Here is a 19,607-nt window from a genome sequence, read left to right as displayed (position 1 = left end):
AATAAAAAGAGCCACCCGACGGGTGGCTCATTGCGTTCACCAATACCACAAGCCAGATCATTATCAGCCCCCGGACGCCACTGTCAGGGTCATACCGATACTCATGCGGTCACCTCTGGCGAGTAGCCGCAAACCGGGGTGACCGGCCAGGTGGTGAGCATTGGCGGCGTGACTCTGGGGCTCCAGGCAGACGAAGCCACTCCCCTCATCGGGCTGATAGAGCATCAGGAAGGCACACTCGCTTGAAACCAGCAGCCGCTGCTGGCGGGCAGGATGGTCAAGCTCGGCCTGACCGCGCCAGCCGCCGTAACAGTGGTTGAGCCACCCTTGCGGGCGAGCCCACTGGCGAAAGTCGAGGTGGGGCGCCAGCCTGCTCGACCAGTTGATCGGCAGATGATCTGCTCCCTCTTGCCAGACGCCGCTCGCCAGAAAACGGATGCGGGTCTGCTTGTCGCGCCAGAAGAAGGGGTGAAAACCCGCGCCGTAGAGACAGGGGCTCTCCCCAAGATGGGTCAGGCTGATCCGCGCCACCAAGCTCGCCCCCTGCAGCCGATAGTCGATCTCCGCCAGATAGTGAAAGGGGCCATTCTGGCTGTTGAGCTGCAGGGTCACCGAGCTGTCGGTCAACGCCACCGGTTGCCATCGCTGTAGCCAGCCATCCCCATGCAAAAAGAAATCGGGATCGAGCTCGCTCGCGGGCAATGCACACGCCTCTCCCCACAACTCAAAACGGTTGCCTGCGACCCGGTTGGCCAGCGGCAACATGGGAAACAGCGCGCTCTGGCCGGGATGCCAGGGCTGCGCCGGGTCCGTGTCGCGCAGCAACGGACGCCCTTTGTCATCCTCCAGCCCCAGCAGGCAGGCCCCTTGTGCAGAGACCCGCATCCGAAGATGCGGGTTATTTAATGTGTAAACCGTCATGCCGAGGCGCTCGCCTTGGTCGGCGTCAGTTCGACCTTGCCCTGGGCCAGTTGGGCTTCCAGTGCCTCCAGCGTCACCCCTTTGGTCTCAGGCACCTTGCGATAGATAAAGATGAGACCGGCAAAACAGATGAGGCCATAGAGCAGGAAGCTGCCTGCAGCCCCCAACCCGGCATTGAGCAGCGGGAAGGTGTAGGTCAGCACGAAACAGGCGATCCAGAGCGCCAGCGTACCGGCCGACATCGCCAGCCCACGCACCCGATTCGGGAAGATCTCCGAGAGCAGCACCCAGGTGACCGGCGCCAGCGTCAAGGCATAGATGGCGATGGCCGCCAATACCAGCAGCAACACTGGCAGCCCCAGTACGCCTGTGGCGTAGGCCGCCGCCATCATGCCGTAGATGATGGTCAGTCCCGCCGAGCCAATCAGCATCAGCTTGCGGCGGCCAATCTTGTCCACCATGGGCAGCGCGATCAGGGTAAACAGCAAGTTGATAAGACCGGTGGCGACGATGGACTTGAGGGTGCTGTTGATGTCAAACCCGGCGGAGGCAAAGATCTCCTGCGCATAGTTGAAGATCACGTTGATGCCGCACCACTGCTGGAAGACTGCCAGTACAATCCCGATGATGAGGATCGGCCGCACCGAGGGTTTGCCCAGCTCCGCCAGCGAGACCTTGTGGGTCTCGCCCACCAGAGTCTGGCGGATATCGGCCAGGGTCTGCTTGGCATAGGCATCCCCGCCAATCTTGCCGAGCATGCGGGAAGCTTTCTCATACTGACCATCTTTGGCCAGCCAGCGCGGCGACTCCGGCACGAAGAACATCAACACCAGAAACGCCAGCGCAGGTACCAGCTCGGCACCGAACATCCAGCGCCAGCCGGACTGACCATTCCAGGTCGCCAGAATATCGGCCTGAGTCGCATTGCTCGCCACCGGATCAGCGATCATCAGGTTCACCAGCTGAGCCGCCAGCACACCGATGACGATGGTGAGCTGGTTGATGGCCACGAACTTGCCGCGCTTGTTGGCCGGGCTGATCTCGGCGATGTACATGGGCGAGAGCGCAGAGGCCAGACCGATGCCAATCCCACCGATGATGCGATAAACCACAAACAGATCGAAGTTGCTGGCCGCAGCCGTGCCCCACGCCGAGATGGTGAAGAGGATGGCTGCCAGGATCAGCGGCTTCTTGCGACCGAAGCGGTCGGCTGACCAGCCGGAGATGGCGGCCCCCAGCACGCAGCCCACCAGCGCCGAGCTCATGGCCCAGCCGGACTGGGCCGGATCCGTGATGGCAAAATAGGCCTCATAGAAGGGCTTGGCCCCGCCAATCACGACCCAGTCATAACCAAACAGCAGGCCACCGCAGGCGGCCACCAAACAGATCATCCAGATGTAGCTCATATTGAGCCCATTCGTATCCAATTGATTTTTCGTGCGTTCCATGACTCATCCTTTCTATCTTGTCGATTGTAGGGTGCAGTGGCGCCCCTCACCGTGGCGGGGCGCCGGTTTTTGTTATGAGAGTTATGAGTGGAGTGACAGCTCGCGGCAGATCAGGGCAAAGAGGTGCCCCTTGTCGTGAGCCGGGTTAAGGATGAGCAGCTCTCGCAAGGTCTGTTCACAACCATCCCGCTGACCCAGCCCCAACAGACCGAGTGCTCTGACCAGCAGGCAGTGCTGGCGATGTTTGTGCTGCGGGTCGTCATCCAGCACGATGAGATCCGGCAGTGAGACAGCGAAGAAGTCCGCCTCGATCGACTCGCCCATCGCCTGCTCGGCCCAGCCGACCATTCCTTCAAAGAGACGCTGCGCCTCCGCAACCCGACCAAGACGTGCCAGCGCCATACCCTGATAGAAGAGATAATCCACCGGCTGATCGTTGTAGTAGCGGCTGGCCCCCAGCGACCCCTGACCCAGACAGGCCAGTTGCAGGCACTGGGCCGCCAGACTCTGGTTATCACAGGCCAGATGGCAGAGCGCCAACAGGTAATGGATATCGTTGTCGGTCTGCCCAACCAGACGTCCCTCCCCCAGATTGAGGGGGTAGTGCAACGCCTGTTGCAGCAACGGAATAGCCTGCTCGTGGCGTCCCTGAATCATCAACGCCAACGCCCGGCGTTGCTGATTGATGAGGTACTGACCGGTCACCTTACCCTCGCCCCCCTCCCAGGGGTGGAATTCGCGCAGCCGCAAGATCTCTGCCGCCGCCTCCAGCTGGCCGGTGATGTGATAGAGACTGAGCAGTTCAGCGGTCAGGTCGTCGCGCTTGAGGACCACCTCACGATGCGCCTCCAGCAGCGCCAACCGCTCGCTTGGCGCCATGGCGCAGCGCTTGTGCAGCTGATCCAGTTCAAACAGCAAACGGGCATCATCCGGCTTGAGGGAAAAGGCCCGGCTCAGACACTGCTCGGCCGCCACCGGATCGTCGCTCTTGTTGAAGTGATAGATGCCAAGGTTGCGCCATGCCGGGGCAAACCCGGGCGCCTGCTCGCACACCTGCTGCCACAGGGCAATGGCTTGTGGGTAGCTACGCTTGCTGTAGTGGAAGCAGCCCAGCAGATAGCTGGCAAACCAGCTATGGGGCAGTTGCGCCAGCATGGCCACTTCGCCAAGGGTATTGGGGAAGCGCACCTTGCGGCCAAACGCCTGCTCGGCCCGTTGCAACAGGGCATCCTGCGCCTCACCTTCCAGCAACAATGCAGCCTGGAACAGCAGCGGCAGGGTCTCCTCCACCTGCAGTGTTGAGAGCAGTTGCTGCGCCAGCTCGGGGCGTCCCAGCGCCAGCAGATCGCTTGCCAGGAAGCAGAGATTCACCCCGCGCCCGTTGCACAGGGTGCGCAGCGCCTCGAGATCGGTCGGCTGCTCGCTTGCCAGCCAGCGCAGGAAGGCCAGTTGATAGTGAAGTGGATAACGAACGCGCAGCTCGTCGATATAGGCGATGGCTGCCTCCCGCTGGCCAGACTCCAGCAGCGCCAACCCTTTGAGGGCGATAGCGCCGTAGTGGGTGCCGTTGACCGCAAGACTCTTCTCGACAAATTGCAGCGCCTGCGCGGGATCCCGGCGCACCATGGCGATGCGAGCCAGCCCGAGGAAGCCGCTTTCGCGGCAGTTACCGCTCCAGGTCGCCTTGTAGAAGTCATCGAAGGCGGCATCGAACTGCCCCAAACGTTCCTCGATGTGGCCACGCAGCAAGCTCGCCTTGCCACACTGGGGGTTCTTGTTGAGGCGATGGGCACGGACCAGTGCATGATTGACGTAGGTCAGCGCCTGCTCATAGTTGGCGCGGTTGTACTCCAGCGTTGCCAGCGCCAGGTTGCAGCGATAGTCGCCGCCATCCAGCTCCAGTGCCCGCAGGTAGTAATCAAAGGGCGAGCGGCTGGCGTGCAGATACTGCTCAAGATGCTGGCCGATGAAGTAGAGCTCGTCGACCGAGTCGAGATTGACGGCGGGCTCCGGCGCGGTGGCAGGATCAGGCAGGGCTTCGCCTGCGGGCTGATGCTCGAGATAGCTCAGGATCGGCTGGCCCTGCTCATCCAGCAGGCGTACCTGCAAGCGTCCCTCGCTGGTGATGGCTTGCGGCTCAAGCCAGGCCTGACCCGGCTGCAGATCTAGCGTCTGGGTGAACAGCACGCCACTCTCATCACTCACTTCGAAACGGGCGTGGCACAGCGGCGCAATCGCGTAGGCACCGCACAACAGACCGTCCTCGCTACGCTCCAGCTTGATGGCGGCGCGGGTGTTGGCATTTTGCAGGGTGCCGAGGGTGTTGTAGGGCAGGAAGTTCTGCACAAACACCTTCTCCTCCCCCGCATCCAGCCAGGTAAAGTCAGGCTGGTTGTCGGTATAGACCCCGGTCATCAGCTCGATGTAGGGGCCGTTGTCATCGGTCAGGTTGCGATCCCAGGCCAGACCAAAATCGCAGTTACCCCAGCTCCACTGCTTCTTGCCCGGAGAAACGTGGTGATCCGCCACGTGCAACAGGCCGCCCTGTTCGTCATGGCAATAGGCGCCGACGAAGTCGTAGTCAGACTTGTCCGCCATATAGGAGGTGGGCACCGGGATATTGCGGTAACGGGAGATATCGACCCCGGCGGAGTAGTCCACCTTGTAGTAGGTGCCGCGGGCGATGGGGAAGGCACTGACGTCGCGCTTGCCGTGGTCATAGACGGCGGTCACATCGGGCGGGAAGACGCTCTGGTGGGCATCGCCCCCTTTCACCGCCGGGTTGGACCACCAGAGGAAGTGGCGCGGCGTGTCGTTCCCGTTGAACACCTTGCCAGTGATCTCAATGAGCGCCTTGTCGGGATAGAGGGTAAAGCCCGCCATCACCTGCAGACCACGCATCGGCTCCACCTCGCCGAGCCAGACGGTCTTGGCGCCCCCCTCCCGTTCCGTAATGGTGAAATCCACCGGCATAAAGGTGGTGGGCCTGTGGTGCTGGGGCCAGTTGAACTCGATGCCGCCGGAGATCCAGGGCCCCACCAGCCCCACCAGCGCCGGTTTGATCACCTCGTTGTAATAGACGAAGTCGCGATTCATCACCTTGTCGTAGGCACGGTGGATACGGCCACCCAACTCCGGCAGCAGCATCACCTTGATAAAGTCGTTCTCCAGCCAGACCGCCTGATAGGACTTCATCTGCTTCTGGCCGGTGAGGGTGTCGATCACCCCATAGGGATAGACAGCCCCCGAGGAGCCCTGATAGACCCGCTTCTCGAGAAACATGGGGTTGGGATCTTCGGCGCCTACCTCGTAGGTCGGCAGTGAGATGGTCTCTACCCAGACCTTGACATCAGCTCTCATTAATCTCGCCTCACTCAACATTTGTTAGTAAAGTTTTCAGTGAGACCAGATTAGAATGGTTAAACCTGCATTAATTGCTGAAAGATCACGCAATACAGTAAGCGGAGTTTAGTGAATCGATGAGCATAGGGTTGAACAACCAGAAGGTCCGCCACCACAACAAGCAGGTGCTGCTTGCCCTGCTCTATCAGCTAAAAGAGGCGAGCAAGTCCACCCTGGCGCGCCACTGCGAGCTCTCCATTCCGGCGGTCAGCAAGATCCTTGACGAGTTGGTGGCCGATGGCGCCATCAGCCACAGCGATCAGAACCTCTCCCAGCGCGGTATCAATGGCGGCAGCTACCGCATTGCCAGCGGCCAAGGGGCCATTCTTTGCCTCAATATCAGCCCCACCCATCTGGAAAGCATCCTGGTGGATAACCTGATCACCCCGCAGGGTGAGTTCTGTGACCAGAAGATTGCCCCGCAAACCCCCGATGAGCTGCTGCGCCTGATTGAAGCGCACTACTACCAGCACAAGCGCCGCCACAAGGGACTGGCGATCCGGCTGGCCTTGGCGGTACACGGTCAGGTCAACCCGGCGACCGGGGTATCACAAACCATGCCGCAAGCACCCTGGCACGCACCGGTCGAGCTCAAGTACCTGCTGGAGGAGCGGCTGGGTTGCGAGGTGATGGTGGATAACGACTGCATCATGCTGGCGCTGGCCCAGAAGTGGCAGGACCGGGAAGGGAACGGGGATTTTTGCGTCATCAACGTCGATTACGGCATCGGCTCGGCCTTTATCATCAACGACCAGATCTACCGGGGCGCTCTGTTTGGCAGCGGCCAGATAGGCCACACCATCATCAATCCGGACGGCAGCGCCTGTGCCTGCGGCCGCTATGGCTGCCTAGAGACAGTCGCCTCGCTGTTTGCCATCAAGAAACGGGCCCGGGTCTTTCTCAAACAACAAGCCAGTGCCGACAACCCGGCGCAGACTGGTGTAGAGCTGGATACCGCCCAACTGATCACGCTCTACCATCAGGGGGATGCCATGATCCGCGCCCTGGTGGACGAAGGGGCCCGCGCCATTGGCCTGAGCCTCTACAACTTCCTCAATATCCTCAATATCAACCGCATCTGGCTCTATGGCCGCAGCTGCCACTTTGGTGAAACCTGGCTGCAAACGATCGTCAGTCAGACCGGCGCCAACCCGTTCGACTGCAGCGATGCGGTCAACGCCACCCATATCCGTTTCGGCCAGCTCAGCCGCGCCCAGCAGGTGATGGGGATTGGCTATCTCTATGTGGAGCGAGCCTTGGCAAAAGCCATGTAAAAAGGGCAGGTTTCACAAATGAAACCTGCCCTCACGATCTGGTGCCGATAAGGGGAATCGAACTCCTGACCTTCGCATTACGAATGCGCTGCTCTACCAACTGAGCTATACCGGCTTGTTGCTCCCCACATTCATAAAAAATGACCGGCAAGTCAATTGAGCCAGCTCGATTTTATGAGTTGGCTCATGGTGTTAGAGCCCGATTTACAGATCGACAAACTCGGGGATATGGGCACGGCCGCGGCTCTCGAGAAATTCGAGCAGGGCGCGGGGGGAGCGCACCAGGATCCGCTCTTGCGGGAAGCCCGCTTCGGTCACCAAACGGTGGCAGTGGTCAAAATCGCCAAGAGTAAATGCCACGTGGGAATCGGAGCCGAAAGTGAGATAGGCCCCCAGATCTCGCGCTGCTTCAACGATGGCGCGGCAGTTGCCTTCACTACCCGGGCGCGAGTGAATGAAGGAGGAGTTGTTGATCTCCAGCGCCACCCGATAGTCGGCCGCCGCCTTGACCACAGCCTGAATGTCGATGGGAAATGCGGGGTTGCCCGGGTGGCTGATCATGTCGACCCGACCGCTCTTGATGGCGTTGATCATCGCCTGGGTGTGGGTAGCCTGATCGCAGGGAGGGAATACCTGCTCATGAAAACCCGCCATGATCATGTCGAGGCGCGACTCATAGCGCTCGGGAAAATCGATCTCCCCCTCCAGGTTTTTGATGTTGGCCTCGATACCCCGCAGGATCCCTACCCCATCCACCACTCTTGGCAATATCGGCAAGTTGGCAAAGTGCCAGACATGAGGGGCATCGGCCATCTCGGGGCCATGATCCGTGGTGGCGAACAGCTTGATCCCCTTGGCCTTGGCTATCGGCAGATAGTCGTGGATGGTGCTGTAGGCATGGGTGCTGGCAATGGTGTGAGTGTGGGTATCGACCGGGTACTTCATCTTCTCTCCCCTCATATTTTGAAGGGGCAGCATAACAAAGTAGGGGGAATTGGGCCACGCCAGTGCTTGCCACACTTTGTCACAAAATACCGCGAAGCTGACATAGTCTGAGCCGGGCTGACTGGCATACTGGCTCCCGTCGATACATGCCTGAACTCGCATCGACAGTTTGCCGTCAGGATGACGCGAACTCACTTTCCCCACCGTCGCACCCTGCGGCGGTTTTTTTTGCCTGCAAACCGCAAACCGGTAACAGACGCGCAAAAAAAGGCCCAACTAGCATGGTGCAGGTTGGGCGAGACTTAATGTTTAATTGCAGTGGCATAGATATAGAGTCCTGCTTTTTGACTAAGTTCCGCCCACTGTGCTTTTTTCATCGAAAAACATTCCGCTAACACTCATTCACATTCTCTTGACACTTCACGTTATGAAACGTACTTTTTAAACATTCGTTTAAGTGAGGTGTCCAGTGAGTAAAATCGATACCAAAAACCGTATTCTCGACGCCGCTGAAGTGCTGTTTGCCGAGCGGGGATTCGCCGATACCTCTTTGCGTCTGATCACCAGTGAAGCCGACGTCAATCTGGCGTCGGTGAATTATCACTTCGGCTCCAAGAAGGAGCTGATCCAGGCGGTGCTCGACCGCTATCTGAGTCTGTTCATGCCCGATCTGGATGCCCGCCTGCGGGTGCTGATGGAGCAGGATCAGCTCACCCTGCTGCAACTCTTTGAAAGTTTTGTCGAACCGCTGATGAAGCTCTCGGCGGTACGGGCCAACGGCCCGGCCATCTTCATGCAGCTGCTGGGGCGCGGCTATATCGACAGCCAGGGCCACCTGCGCCGCTTTATCACCGCCCACTACGGCCCCATTTTGCAGCGGATCACCCAGGCTATCTCCAAGGCCAACCCGGCCCTGTCGCCGGCGGATCTCTTCTGGCGCCTGCACTTCACCCTGGGCACCGTCGTATTCACCATGGCCTCTGCCGATGCGCTGCGCGACATCGCCCTGGCCGATTTTGGCCAGCAGCTCGATGTGGAAGGGCTGGTGCGCAACGTTATTCCTTATCTGGCGTCCGGAGTCGGGGCGCCCGTGGAGTCGACCAGGCTCTCCCTGGCCGTGTAACAACCAACAATAAATCAACGGAAACAGTGAAATAGAAGGAACTTCGGTATGATCACATTGCTTGTCCTGCTGGTGCTGGCGATAGCCGTTGTGCTCGGCGTACCCTCCATCCGTAAAAAGGTGGTAACCCGTCCGGTGTTCGGCATCTTCAAAAAGATACTGCCGCCCTTGTCAGCTACCGAGCGGGAGGCCATGGAAGCCGGCTCCGTCTGGTGGGATGGCGAGTTGTTTCGCGGCAACCCCGACTGGAAAAAACTGCACGGCTACGGCAAGGCCGAGCTGACCGCGGAGGAGCAGGCCTTTATCGACAATCAGGTCGAAACCCTGCTCGCCATGGTTGATGACTTCAAGATCGTCAACGAAACCAAAGACCTGCCAGAACCGGTCTGGGACTATCTGAAGAAAGAAGGCTTCTTCTCCCTGATCATCCCGAAATCCTATGGCGGCCGCGAGTTCTCGGCGATTGCCAACTCCACCATCGTCACCCGCATCGCCACCAAGAGCTTGAGCGTGGCGGTCACCGTCATGGTGCCCAACTCCCTCGGCCCGGGCGAGCTGCTGATGCACTATGGCACCCAGGCCCAGAAAGATTTCTGGCTGCCGGGGCTGGCCAGTGGCAAAGAGGTGCCCTGCTTCGCCCTGACCGGTCCGGAAGCGGGCTCCGATGCCGGCGCCATTCCTGACAAGGGGATCGTCTGCAAAGGGATGCACAAGGGTGAAGAGGTGCTGGGTATTCGCCTCAACTGGAACAAGCGCTACATCACCCTGGCGCCACGAGCCACCGTGCTGGGGCTGGCGTTCAAACTCTATGACCCGGAAAAGCTGCTGGGTGACAAGGAAGAGCTCGGCATCACCTGCGCGCTTATCCCCACCAGCCACCCGGGTGTGCGCGTTGGCGATCGCCACTACCCCATGGGTCTGGCGTTCATGAACGGTCCGACCTTCGGTAAGGATGTGTTCATTCCGCTCGACTGGATCATCGGCGGCCCGGATTACGCCGGTCGCGGCTGGCGTATGCTGGTGGAGTGCCTCTCCGCCGGTCGCGGCATCTCGCTGCCTGCTCTGGGCACCGCTTGCGGTCACATGGCGAGCCGCACCGTGGGCGCCTACTCCTATGTGCGCAAGCAGTTCGGCATGTCCATCGGCAAGTTTGAAGGGGTGCAGGAAGCGCTGGCCCGTATCGGCGGCCTCACCTATCAGCTGGAAGGGGCCCGTCGTATGACCGCCGGTTCCCTGGACCTGGGTCAGGCACCGGCCATCGTTACCGCGATTTCCAAGTACCACATGACCGAGATGGCGCGCCAGATCATGGATGACTCCATGGACATCCACGCCGGTCGAGCCATCCAGCTCGGCCCGAAAAACTACACCGGCTACGCCTACATGGGGATTCCGGTCGCCATCACGGTGGAAGGCGCCAACATCCTGACCCGCAACCTGATGATCTTCGGGCAAGGGGCCACTCGCTGCCACCCGTATGTGTTTGCCGAGCTGGAAGCGGCAGCCGATACCGACGTGGAGCGCGGTCTCGAGAAGTTTGACGCCCTGCTGATGAAGCACATCGCCTTTGGCGCCGGCAACTTCTTCGGTTCCCTGTTCCAAGGGCTGACCCTGGGTCAGTTCAACAGCGCGCCGGTAGCCGGTGAAACCGCCCGCTACTACAAGCAGCTCTCCCGCATGAGTAAAGGGCTGGCCCTGTGCGCCGACGTCTCCATGCTGATGCTGGGTGGCGATCTCAAGCGCAAGGAGATGATCTCCGCCCGCCTGGGTGACGTGCTGAGCCATCTCTATCTGGCCTCCGCCACCCTCAAGCATTACGAGGATCAGGGCCGCATGGTCTCCGATCTGCCGTTCGCGCAGTACGCGGTCGAGCGCAACCTCTACCTGATTGGCAAGGCGTTCGAGGGCTTCTTCCAGAACTTCCCGAACAAGGTGGTGGGTGCCGTACTCAAGCGCGTGGTGTTCCCGTTCGGCGTCGGTTACAAGATGCCGGCCGACGATCGCTGCCACGCCATCTGCCTGGCCATGATGAAGCCGGGCGAGTTCCGCGACCGTCTGACCGCCCTCTGCTATGTGGGCAAGGATGAGGCGGATCCGGTCGGTCTGATGGAGCGTGCCTTCCAGGCCATGATCGCCGTGCAGCCCTACGAGAAGAAGCTGGTGCAGGCACAGAAAGAGGGCAAATTGCCTCGCAAACTGGCGCTGCCGGAGCTGGTTGCCGCCGCACTGGCCGGTTCCATCCTGAGCAAGGACGAAGCGGACAAACTGCTGGCCGCCGATGCCCTGCGCTACGAAGCGATTCAGGTAGACAACTTCGCCCCTGGCGAGCTGGAAGGCTTCTCCCAGCAAGCAAACAAGCAGCCAAACAAGGTCGAGCACGCCGCCTGATCCCTTGGCAAACTAGTACCAAACCGGCCCTCGTGGCCGGTTTTTTTGTTTGTTAACCATGCATTTACAAGCCGGGAGAATTCCAGTTAAATGCTTGAGCCCCTTTGCAGGGGCTTTTGGAAGCAAGGCCAGCGGAATGGCCGATAACAACAACTCAGGAAGAGTGAATGAACCTCGCCAAAACGGCGATCGAACGCCCCATCTGGGTGGCGGTCTCGATCGTGCTGATTTTCCTGCTGGGCCTGCTCAGCATCCGGGGACTGCCGATCCAGCTGTTCCCCGACATCGATCGTCCACACCTCAACATCTCGGTGAGCTGGCGTTCCGCCTCGCCGCAAGAGATGGAGTCGGAGATCACCGACCCCATCGAGCAGGAGATGCAGGGGATTCAGGGGCTCAAGAGCCTCACCAGCGAGAGTTATCCCGGCTTTACCGAAATCGACATGGAGTTTGCCCTCGGCACCGACATGCAGCGGGCCCAACTCGATGTGATTTCGCGACTGAACCGGGTCTCGGGATTGCCGGACAAGATCGGCGGTCCCTACGTCAACAACTACAGCAGCAACGATACCCTCACCTTCTTCTTCATCCAGCAGTTGCCCGGGGCCAAAGGGGTGATCGATGATCATCAGGCGTTGATCGAGGCGCGGGTCAAACCTGAGCTGGAGCGCATCGAAGGGGTCTCGACAGTCGCAGTCGAGGGGATCAACGAGCGCCAGATCCAGATCCGCTTCGACCCCTATCGCGCCGCCGAGCTGGGGGTGGAGATCCCGGTGCTGGCCAGCCGGGCCACCACCGGCTGGGACGTGTCGGCCGGTACCCTCGACATCGGGCGCTGGGAGTACAAGCTGCGCTTCGCCGGTCGCTATGATGTCGAGACGCTGGGGGACAAGGTGGTGGACTGGCGCAATGGCCTGCCCATCTATCTGCGGGATGTGGCGGAGGTAAGGGTGGCCAGGGAAGAGAACCCGGTGCTGCGGATCCAGAACGGCAATACCGCCATCGCCGCCCAGATCTTCAAGGAGAGCGGTGCCAATGCCCTGGCATCCCTTGAGGCGATCAAGGCTCGGGTGAACGAGCTCAACCGCGAGGTGCTGGAGCCGGTCGGGCTGCACATGGAGCAGTCGTTCGATGCCTCCCTCTACATCAATCGCGCCGTCAGCATGGTCACCGCCAACCTGGGGCTCGGGGTGCTGCTCTCTTGCGCCATCCTCTGGCTCTTCCTGCGCCAGCTCAAGGCGACCCTGATGATTGCCCTCGCCATCCCCATCAGCATCATGCTCACCTTCTGCCTGCTCAAGGTGATGGATCGCACCCTCAATATCATCTCGCTGGCGGGCATCGCCTTTGCCGTCGGCATGGTGCTCGATGCCGCCATCGTGGTGCTGGAGAGCATCTATCGGCGCCACGAGCGGGGGGATTTGAGCAAGGCGGAGGCGGCGCTCGAAGGCACCCGTCAGGTGTGGACGGCGCTGGTCGCCTCCACCCTCACCACGGTCGCCATCTTCCTGCCGGTGCTGCTGCTCAACGATGTGGAGGGTCAGCTGTTTGCCGATCTGGCGCTCACCATCGCCTGCGCCGTGACTGTCTCCATGCTGGTCGCCGTCATCGTGCTGCCTGCGGTGGCGGCGCGCTGGATGGGACATGAAACGCTGACCGATCCCTATGAGTCGCTGTGGCAGCGCACCACTCGTCATGTGATCCGCTGGACCTCGACCTCACGCCAGCGCTGGACGGTCATCACCCTGATGATGAGCCTGCCGGCACTGGCCACCTGGGCGCTGCTGCCCAAGATGGACTATCTGCCGGACGTGAAACGGGACGCGGTGGATGTCTGGATGAACTTCACCCCCGGGGTCAATCTCAAGGCCCAGCGCGAAGAGGTGATCGATACCCTGATCACCCGTCTCGCCCCCTACATGAAGGGGGAGAAAGAGCCTGCCCTCAAGAACTACTACATCTTGCGCTACCCGGGGGGCGCCCAGATTGGCGTGCGCCCCAAGGACGAAAACCGCATCAAGGAGCTGGAGAGCCTGTTGATGAAACAGCTGCTGGTGGGTATTCCCGACACCCGGGTGTTCGGCGGTCAGGGGTCGCTGTTTGGCGGCTTTGACAGCGAAAACGGCGTCTCCCTGCTGCTGCAGGGGGGTAACCTGCCCGAGCTCTATCAGGCGGCCCGTGCCAGCATGGGGATCCTCAGCAAGGACCTGCCGGGAGCACAGATCCGGCCCGAGCCGAGTCTCGACTTCACCGCCCCCGAGCTCAAACTGGTGCCGCAAGATCGGCGTCTCGCCGAAGTGGGCTGGGATCGCACGCCCCTGCCCGCCATCATCCAGACCTTTGGCGACGGCTTGCGGGTTGGCGAGTATTTCGACGGCGAAGATCGGCTCGACATCATGCTGATGGGGCAGAGCTCCGCCAATCCGGACGAACTGAAGGCAGTGCCGCTGGCCACCCCCTCCGGGCGCATCGTTCCCCTTGGCGAGCTGTTGCGGGTAGAGCACGACATGGGCCCGACCAGTATCTTCCGGGCCGATGGGCGGCGCAGCATCAGCCTGCAGATAGCGCCCCCGGCAGGCATGACCATGGAGCAGGTGATCGACACCCTGAAAAACCGCAGTTTTGCCGCCATCCGCCCCCTGCTGCCCGCTGGTGGCGAGCTGCGCATTGCCGGCAATGCCGACAGCCTGCAACAGGCGCTCGACAATCTGGGGACCATCTTCCTGTTCGCCGTGGTGATCCTGCTGGTGCTGCTGTGGGGGGTGTTTGCCTCCCTCAAGGATGCCCTGCTGGTGCTGCTCACCCTGCCCCTTGCCTCGGTTGGCGGCGTGCTGGCGCTGCAACTGAGCGGGCTGCTGGTGCCGCTGCCGATGGATCTGCTCACCATCATCGGCTTTGTCATCCTGCTGGGACTGGTGGTCAACAACGCCATCCTGCTGGTGCATCAGACCCGCACCGCCGAGCGGGACGGCATGAGCCGCCAGCTGGCGGTGGCCGATGCCCTGCAAAGCCGGATGCGTCCCATCGCCATGACCAGTCTCACCAGCATCTTCGGCATGCTGCCGCTGATGCTGAGCCCGAGCGAGGGGAGCGAAATTTACCGCGGGCTCGCCACCGTCATTGTTGGCGGCATGAGCTGCAGCACTCTGTTTACCCTGATCCTGTTGCCTGCCTTCCTGCGTCTCGGGGAGCAGGTGGCGATCCCACAACCCCTGCGCCAGCGGGCCTGAGCAAGGAGCTCATCGATGACACATATGATTACCCAAATGTTGGCTGGCGCTGTGCTGATTGCAGGCAGTGCGCTACCGGTATTGGCCGATCAGGGCAAGATGGTGACCCTGGCGGATGTGACCCAAGGGGATGCGGCCGCCAATATCTGGGTCAGCGGCACGGTGGCGAGTCGCCAGCAAGCGTCGCTCAGCGCCGAAGTGAGCGGCCGGGTGGAGTGGATCGCCGAATTTGGCAGCCGGGTCAAAAAAGGGGCTGAGCTGCTGCGCCTCGACAACGCAGCGCTGCGCCTCTCGCTGGAGCAGGCTCGCGCCGAGCAGGCGAAATGGCAGAGCAACCTGCGCTTCGCCCGCGCCGAATCCCAGCGGATCACCCGGCTGCATCAGCAAAAGAGCGCCTCCCAGAGCCAGTACGACAAGGCCAGCTACGATGTGGAGCAGGCCGCGCTGGCCGAGCGACTGGCCGCCATACAGGTAAACCAGATTGAAGAACAGCTGCGCCGCAGCCACATCTATGCCCCGTTCGACGGGGTGGTGAACAACCACTTCATCCAGCCCGGAGAGCATGTGGACGCGGGCGAGCAGGCGCTGGAGCTGGTCAACCCGGATCAGCCGGATATCCGTCTGCAGGCCCCCATTCTATGGGCCCAGCAGCTGGCACCACAAACCCGGCTGCGGGTGGAGGGGGAGCAGTTGAGCGGTCACGGCGTCTATTACCAGCGAGCCGCCAGCGCCGATCCCAAGTCGCGCCTCATCGAGCTGCGCCTCAAACCGGAAGCGGGCAACTTCATCATCGGCTCGCCGGTAAGGGTTGCCCTGCCACTGGGGGATCAGCAAAGCATGCTGCTGCCCCGGGATGCTCTGGTGCTCGGCACCGATGGCAGCGTGGTCTATCAGGTGGCGCGAAGCGGCAAGTCGCTCAAGGTTAATCGGGTGCCGGTCACCGTGCTGTTTGGCGACAGCCAGCAGGTGGCGGTGAGCGGCGCCCTCAAGCAGGGGGATCGGGTGGTGGTGCGTGGCGCAGGCAGCCTGCAGGATGGCGACACCATAGAATTGTTCAAGGGCTAGCCACGCTCGACGCAGGCTGGCCAATCTTTGCCCGCTTGACCCGGGATATACAGCCAAACGGGCCACAGTTTGCTATCTTGGCGGCCATCACTCGCGTTTAGAGCAATCAACACCCATGAGCATTATTTTGGGCATCGATCCGGGTTCGCGGATCACCGGATACGGGGTTATCCGGGTCGTGGGCGGCAAGGCCGAATACTTGGGCTCTGGCTGCATCCGCACCGATTGCGGCGAGCTGCCGGAGCGCCTCAAACAGGTCTATGACGGGGTATGCGAGATCATCACCCAGTTCAAGCCCACCGAGTTTGCCATCGAGCGAGTCTTTATGGCCCGCAACGCCGACTCGGCCCTGAAACTGGGGCAGGCCCGGGGCAGCGCCATCGTCGCAGCAGTCAATGCCTACCTGCCGGTGAGCGAATACTCCGCCACCCAGATCAAGCAGGCGGTAGTCGGCACCGGCGGTGCCGCCAAGGAGCAGGTGCAGCATATGGTGACCCATCTGCTGAAACTCTCCGCCACCCCGCAGGCGGATGCAGCAGATGCCCTCGGCGTCGCGCTCTGCCACCTGCACACCCGCCAGAGCCTGATCAAGATGGCCGGCCGCGCCAGCAGCTCGGTACGTGGCCGCTATCGCTGAGCCCTTGTGTCGTCCACGGCTCATCTCGGTATCGCAAAATAAAAAACCGCCCCGTAAATCCGGGGCGGTTTTTTATATTTCCCCACATAACGGGGCCATCACTGATGGCCCCGTTATGTTTCTCATGTTGAATGGATTTGCTCTACCCCACCTCCCCCAGCGCGCCGATCAGGGCGTCGAGCCCCTGGTCAACCTTCGAGCGCGGGCAGCCGACGTTGAGGCGGATATAGCCTGTGCCTTCGGGGCCGTAGGTGTCGCCGCGCATGATGGCGACCCGGTATTTCTCCACCAGCAAGGTTTGCAGCGCATCCATCCGTTCGGTGGAGTCGATGCCAAGGCCGCGCAGGTCAATCCAGGCGAGATAGGTTCCCTCGGGCACCCGATAGTCAATGGCGGGGAAGGCGGCGTTGAGTCGCGCCGCCACATGGGCGAGGTTGCCGTGCAGGTAGCTTTTAAGGGCATCAAGCCAGGCACCGCCGTCCCGATAGGCGCTGATATGGGCCAGCACCCCGAGAATGGGCGGCGATGAGAGGCCGTGGGCCACCTTGAGCCGTTGCAGATAGGCGGCGCGCGCCTCGGCGTTGGCGATAAAGGCATAGGCGCCGCCAAGGGCGGGAATATTGAAGGATTTGGAGCCCGAGCTAACCAGCGCCCAGTGATCGTCCGGCGCCACCTCGCTCCACGGCAGGTAGCGAGCAAAGCTCATATCCATATGGATGTCGTCCGAGATGACCTTGACCCCATGGCGCTGGCAGATAGCGGCCATCCGGCCGAGTTCATCCCGCGTCCAGACCCGGCCGGTGGGGTTGTGGGGGCTGCAGAGCAGCAAAATCCGGCAATCGGAGCGGGCCGCTTGCTGCTCGAAACATTGCCAGTCGATCTGGTAACTCCCCTCTGTTTTTTTGAGCGGACATGGCAGCAGCACCCTGTCGTTGGCAGCCAGCATATTGCCGAAGGCGTCGTAGGCGGGGGTATGCACCAGCACCCCTTCCCCCGGCGCCGACCAGAGGCTCACCAGCTGGGCAATCACATAGATGACCGAGGGGCCGTACACCAGCGTCTCGGGGTCGAAGCTCGCCCCGTAGCGGTGGGCAAACCAGTTGCTCACCGCCCCCTTGAAGTCGTCGTGATTCCAGCGGCTGTAGCCAAATACCCCGTGCTCAAGTCGGGTTGCCAACGTCTGGCGAATGCAGGGGGCGGTCTCGAAATCCATGTCGGAGATGGTAAAGGGGAGCAGGTCGGCATGGCCAAAACGGTCGGCTACGTAGTCCCACTGGGTACAGTAGGTGCCGTGGCGGTCGACCACATGGTCGAAGTCATAAATATCGTGCATGAAGTTTCTCCCTCCATAAACAGGAGACATATAGGGAGAGGCAAACAAGGGGGGCTTGCGCCCCCCGTTCGGATCTTATTGGCCGGTTCAGGCCCCCATCAGGCTCTGCAGCTGGTTTTTCACCAGATGCACCTGCGGGCCGATCACCACCTGCAGGTTGTGCTCGTCGAGCTTGATCACCCCGATGGCGCCGTTTGCCTTCAATACCTTGTCATCGACCCGGCTCATGTCCTGCACCGACATCCGCAGGCGGGTGATGCAGTTATCGAGCGCCAGGATGTTATCGGCACCGCCCAGGGCGTTGAGGATGATTTCACCGTTGTAACCGCTGTTGCCAGCCTTCTTGCCTGCGGGCTGGGCAGTCTCGCTGGTTTCAATCTCACGGCCGGGGGTTTTCAGGTTAAAGCGCACGATGGCGAAGCGGAACACGCTGTAGTAGATGGCAAACCAGATGGCGGCCGCGACCGGCACCAGATACCACTTGGTGGCGGTGCCTTGCAGCACGCCGAACACCAGAAAATCGATCAGGTTGCCGTCGGTGTTGCCGATGGTGACGCCAAGCAGCCCCATGGTCATGAAACCCAGACCCGTCAGGATGGCGTGAATAACGTAGAGCACCGGCGCCACGAACAGGAACAGGAACTCGAGCGGCTCGGTGATGCCGCCGATGACGCAGGCCACCACGCCGGAGACCAGCAGCGCCTTGATCTTGCCGCGATTTTCCGGGCGAGCGCAGTGATACATGGCGAGCGCCGCGCCCGGCAAGCCGCCGAGGAAGGCAGGCATCTTGCCCTGAGAGAGGAAGGAGGTGGCAGAGACCGAGAAGCCGGAAGTGTCGGCGCAGGAGAGCTCGGCGTAGAAGATATTGAGGGCGCCGCTCACCTCGTGACCACATACCAGCTGGGTGCCGCCCGCTTCGGTAAAGCGGATCAGCGCCACCAGAATGTGGTGCAGGCCGAGCGGCAGCAGCAGACGCTCACCGGTACCGAACAGGAAGGGGCCGAAGGGACCGGCGTGGGAGATGAGTGCCCCGATACCGTTGATGCCGGCAGCAAACCAGGGCCAGACGAACGGCACGACCAGACCGACCACACCCAGCACCAGCGCGGTGATGATGGGCACGAAGCGGGCACCGCCGAAGAAGGCGAGCGCATCGGGCATCTTGTAGGTGTAGAAACGGGCGTGCAACTTGGCGACGATCACCCCGACGATGATGGCCCCCAGAATCCCGGTATCGATGGAGCTGATACCGAGGATCGATTTCACCCCGTAGGCCTTCTCCGCCGCCGCGTCACCGATGACGTTGGCCACGGTGAGATAGAAGTTGATGGATAGGTTGAGCGCCGCATAGCCGACGAAACCGGCAAAGGCCGCGACCCCCTTCTCTTCTCGCGCCAGCCCGAGCGGAATGGCCACTGCGAACATCACCGGCAGGTAGATAAAGGCCACCAGCCCTACCTTGGTCATCCAGAGGAACAGCAGTTGCAGCACGGTATTGTCGAGGAAGGGCATGCTCTGCTTGACCGCATCGCTGGTGAGCGAGCTGCCAACACCGAGCAGGATGCCCGAGAAGGCCAGCAGGGCGACCGGCAACATAAAGGTCTTGCCGAGGCTCTGCAGGAACTCCCAGATGGTGGATTTGGCTTGAGGCTTGGCCATGAAACGGCTCCTTGTGAATAGACAGCAATGTCTGCGGCTGCCCTCCCCCGCTCGAGGCAATCTCGAAGCAATCTCGAAGCAAAAGGCGCGGGTCAGCATCAGGTTTTGCTGGATGATAAAACGTTTTATCAGCTTGCAAGTGCCGACAGGATCACAGAATAAGGGGGCTGGCTGGCAGCAGG

The 19,607-nt window shown here is 61.2% G+C and carries 12 protein-coding genes and 1 tRNA gene; 6 read left to right on the top strand and 7 right to left on the bottom strand.

The genetic code is table 11. From position 1 onward, the window contains the following. Positions 1 to 63 precede the first annotated feature (63 nt). From LRL22_RS07785 to LRL22_RS07775, 3 genes are all read right to left on the bottom strand, one after another. Positions 64 to 921: an aldose 1-epimerase gene (locus tag LRL22_RS07785; RefSeq protein WP_270905103.1), complete on the bottom strand. Its 858-nt coding sequence runs from the start codon at positions 919 to 921 to the stop codon at positions 64 to 66. Further along, a complete protein-coding gene (locus LRL22_RS07780; RefSeq protein ID WP_033136275.1) occupies positions 918 to 2,369 on the bottom strand; it encodes a sugar porter family MFS transporter in 1,452 nt (483 codons plus the stop codon). Before LRL22_RS07780 ends, LRL22_RS07785 begins: the two co-directional genes overlap by 4 nt. 81 nt (positions 2,370 to 2,450) lie before the next feature. Further along, a complete protein-coding gene (locus tag LRL22_RS07775; RefSeq protein WP_270905102.1) occupies positions 2,451 to 5,729 on the bottom strand; it encodes a DUF5107 domain-containing protein in 3,279 nt (1,092 codons plus the stop codon). A gap of 119 nt (positions 5,730 to 5,848) precedes the next feature. Here LRL22_RS07775 and LRL22_RS07770 point away from each other — a divergent pair, with 119 nt between their 5' ends. Continuing rightward, positions 5,849 to 7,045 carry an ROK family transcriptional regulator gene (locus tag LRL22_RS07770; protein WP_270905101.1) on the top strand — a complete coding sequence of 399 codons (1,197 nt, stop codon included), beginning with the start codon at positions 5,849 to 5,851 and terminating at the stop codon, positions 7,043 to 7,045. 39 nt (positions 7,046 to 7,084) lie between these two features. Here the strand turns inward: LRL22_RS07770 and LRL22_RS07765 are convergent. Both LRL22_RS07765 and LRL22_RS07760 read right to left on the bottom strand, forming a co-directional pair. Then, a tRNA-Thr gene (locus LRL22_RS07765) sits at positions 7,085 to 7,160 on the bottom strand. An 89-nt stretch (positions 7,161 to 7,249) separates the two neighbouring features. Continuing rightward, a complete protein-coding gene (locus LRL22_RS07760; RefSeq protein ID WP_257696129.1) occupies positions 7,250 to 7,990 on the bottom strand; it encodes a phosphatase in 741 nt (246 codons plus the stop codon). Between the two features lie 469 nt (positions 7,991 to 8,459). On the opposite strand from LRL22_RS07760, the gene LRL22_RS07755 reads away from it, so the two are divergent. The 5 genes from LRL22_RS07755 to ruvC all read left to right on the top strand — a co-directional run bounded on the left by LRL22_RS07755 (position 8,460) and on the right by ruvC (position 16,433). Continuing rightward, on the top strand, positions 8,460 to 9,113 hold the full coding sequence (locus LRL22_RS07755; RefSeq protein WP_041208826.1) for a TetR/AcrR family transcriptional regulator: 654 nt from the start codon (positions 8,460 to 8,462) through the stop codon (positions 9,111 to 9,113). A 48-nt stretch (positions 9,114 to 9,161) separates the two neighbouring features. Continuing rightward, on the top strand, positions 9,162 to 11,501 hold the full coding sequence (locus tag LRL22_RS07750; RefSeq protein ID WP_270905100.1) for an acyl-CoA dehydrogenase: 2,340 nt from the start codon (positions 9,162 to 9,164) through the stop codon (positions 11,499 to 11,501). Between the two features lie 167 nt (positions 11,502 to 11,668). Continuing rightward, entirely contained in the window at positions 11,669 to 14,731 is a 3,063-nt protein-coding gene (locus tag LRL22_RS07745; protein WP_270905099.1) for an efflux RND transporter permease subunit, read from the top strand. Positions 14,732 to 14,746: 15 nt separating this feature from the next. Then, on the top strand, positions 14,747 to 15,796 hold the full coding sequence (locus LRL22_RS07740; protein WP_270905098.1) for an efflux RND transporter periplasmic adaptor subunit: 1,050 nt from the start codon (positions 14,747 to 14,749) through the stop codon (positions 15,794 to 15,796). Between the two features lie 115 nt (positions 15,797 to 15,911). After that, complete coding sequence (gene ruvC / locus LRL22_RS07735) at positions 15,912 to 16,433, top strand: crossover junction endodeoxyribonuclease RuvC (protein ID WP_005334512.1); 522 nt, start codon at positions 15,912 to 15,914, stop codon at positions 16,431 to 16,433. Positions 16,434 to 16,575: 142 nt separating this feature from the next. On the opposite strand, the gene LRL22_RS07730 is transcribed toward ruvC, so the two are convergent. Together LRL22_RS07730 and malX are read right to left on the bottom strand one after the other, a co-directional pair. Continuing rightward, on the bottom strand, positions 16,576 to 17,766 hold the full coding sequence (locus LRL22_RS07730) for a MalY/PatB family protein (protein ID WP_270905097.1): 1,191 nt from the start codon (positions 17,764 to 17,766) through the stop codon (positions 16,576 to 16,578). 87 nt (positions 17,767 to 17,853) lie between these two features. Beyond that, positions 17,854 to 19,425: a maltose/glucose-specific PTS transporter subunit IIBC gene (gene malX, locus LRL22_RS07725; protein WP_005353570.1), complete on the bottom strand. Its 1,572-nt coding sequence runs from the start codon at positions 19,423 to 19,425 to the stop codon at positions 17,854 to 17,856. Positions 19,426 to 19,607: the final 182 nt, after the last annotated feature.

The organism is Aeromonas sp. PI_26 (genome assembly GCF_027854445.1).
In the GTDB taxonomy this organism is placed as follows: domain Bacteria; phylum Pseudomonadota; class Gammaproteobacteria; order Enterobacterales; family Aeromonadaceae; genus Aeromonas; species Aeromonas veronii.
The sequence above is the reverse complement of the archived record's forward strand: the minus strand, read 5'-3'. Positions and strand labels throughout refer to the sequence as shown.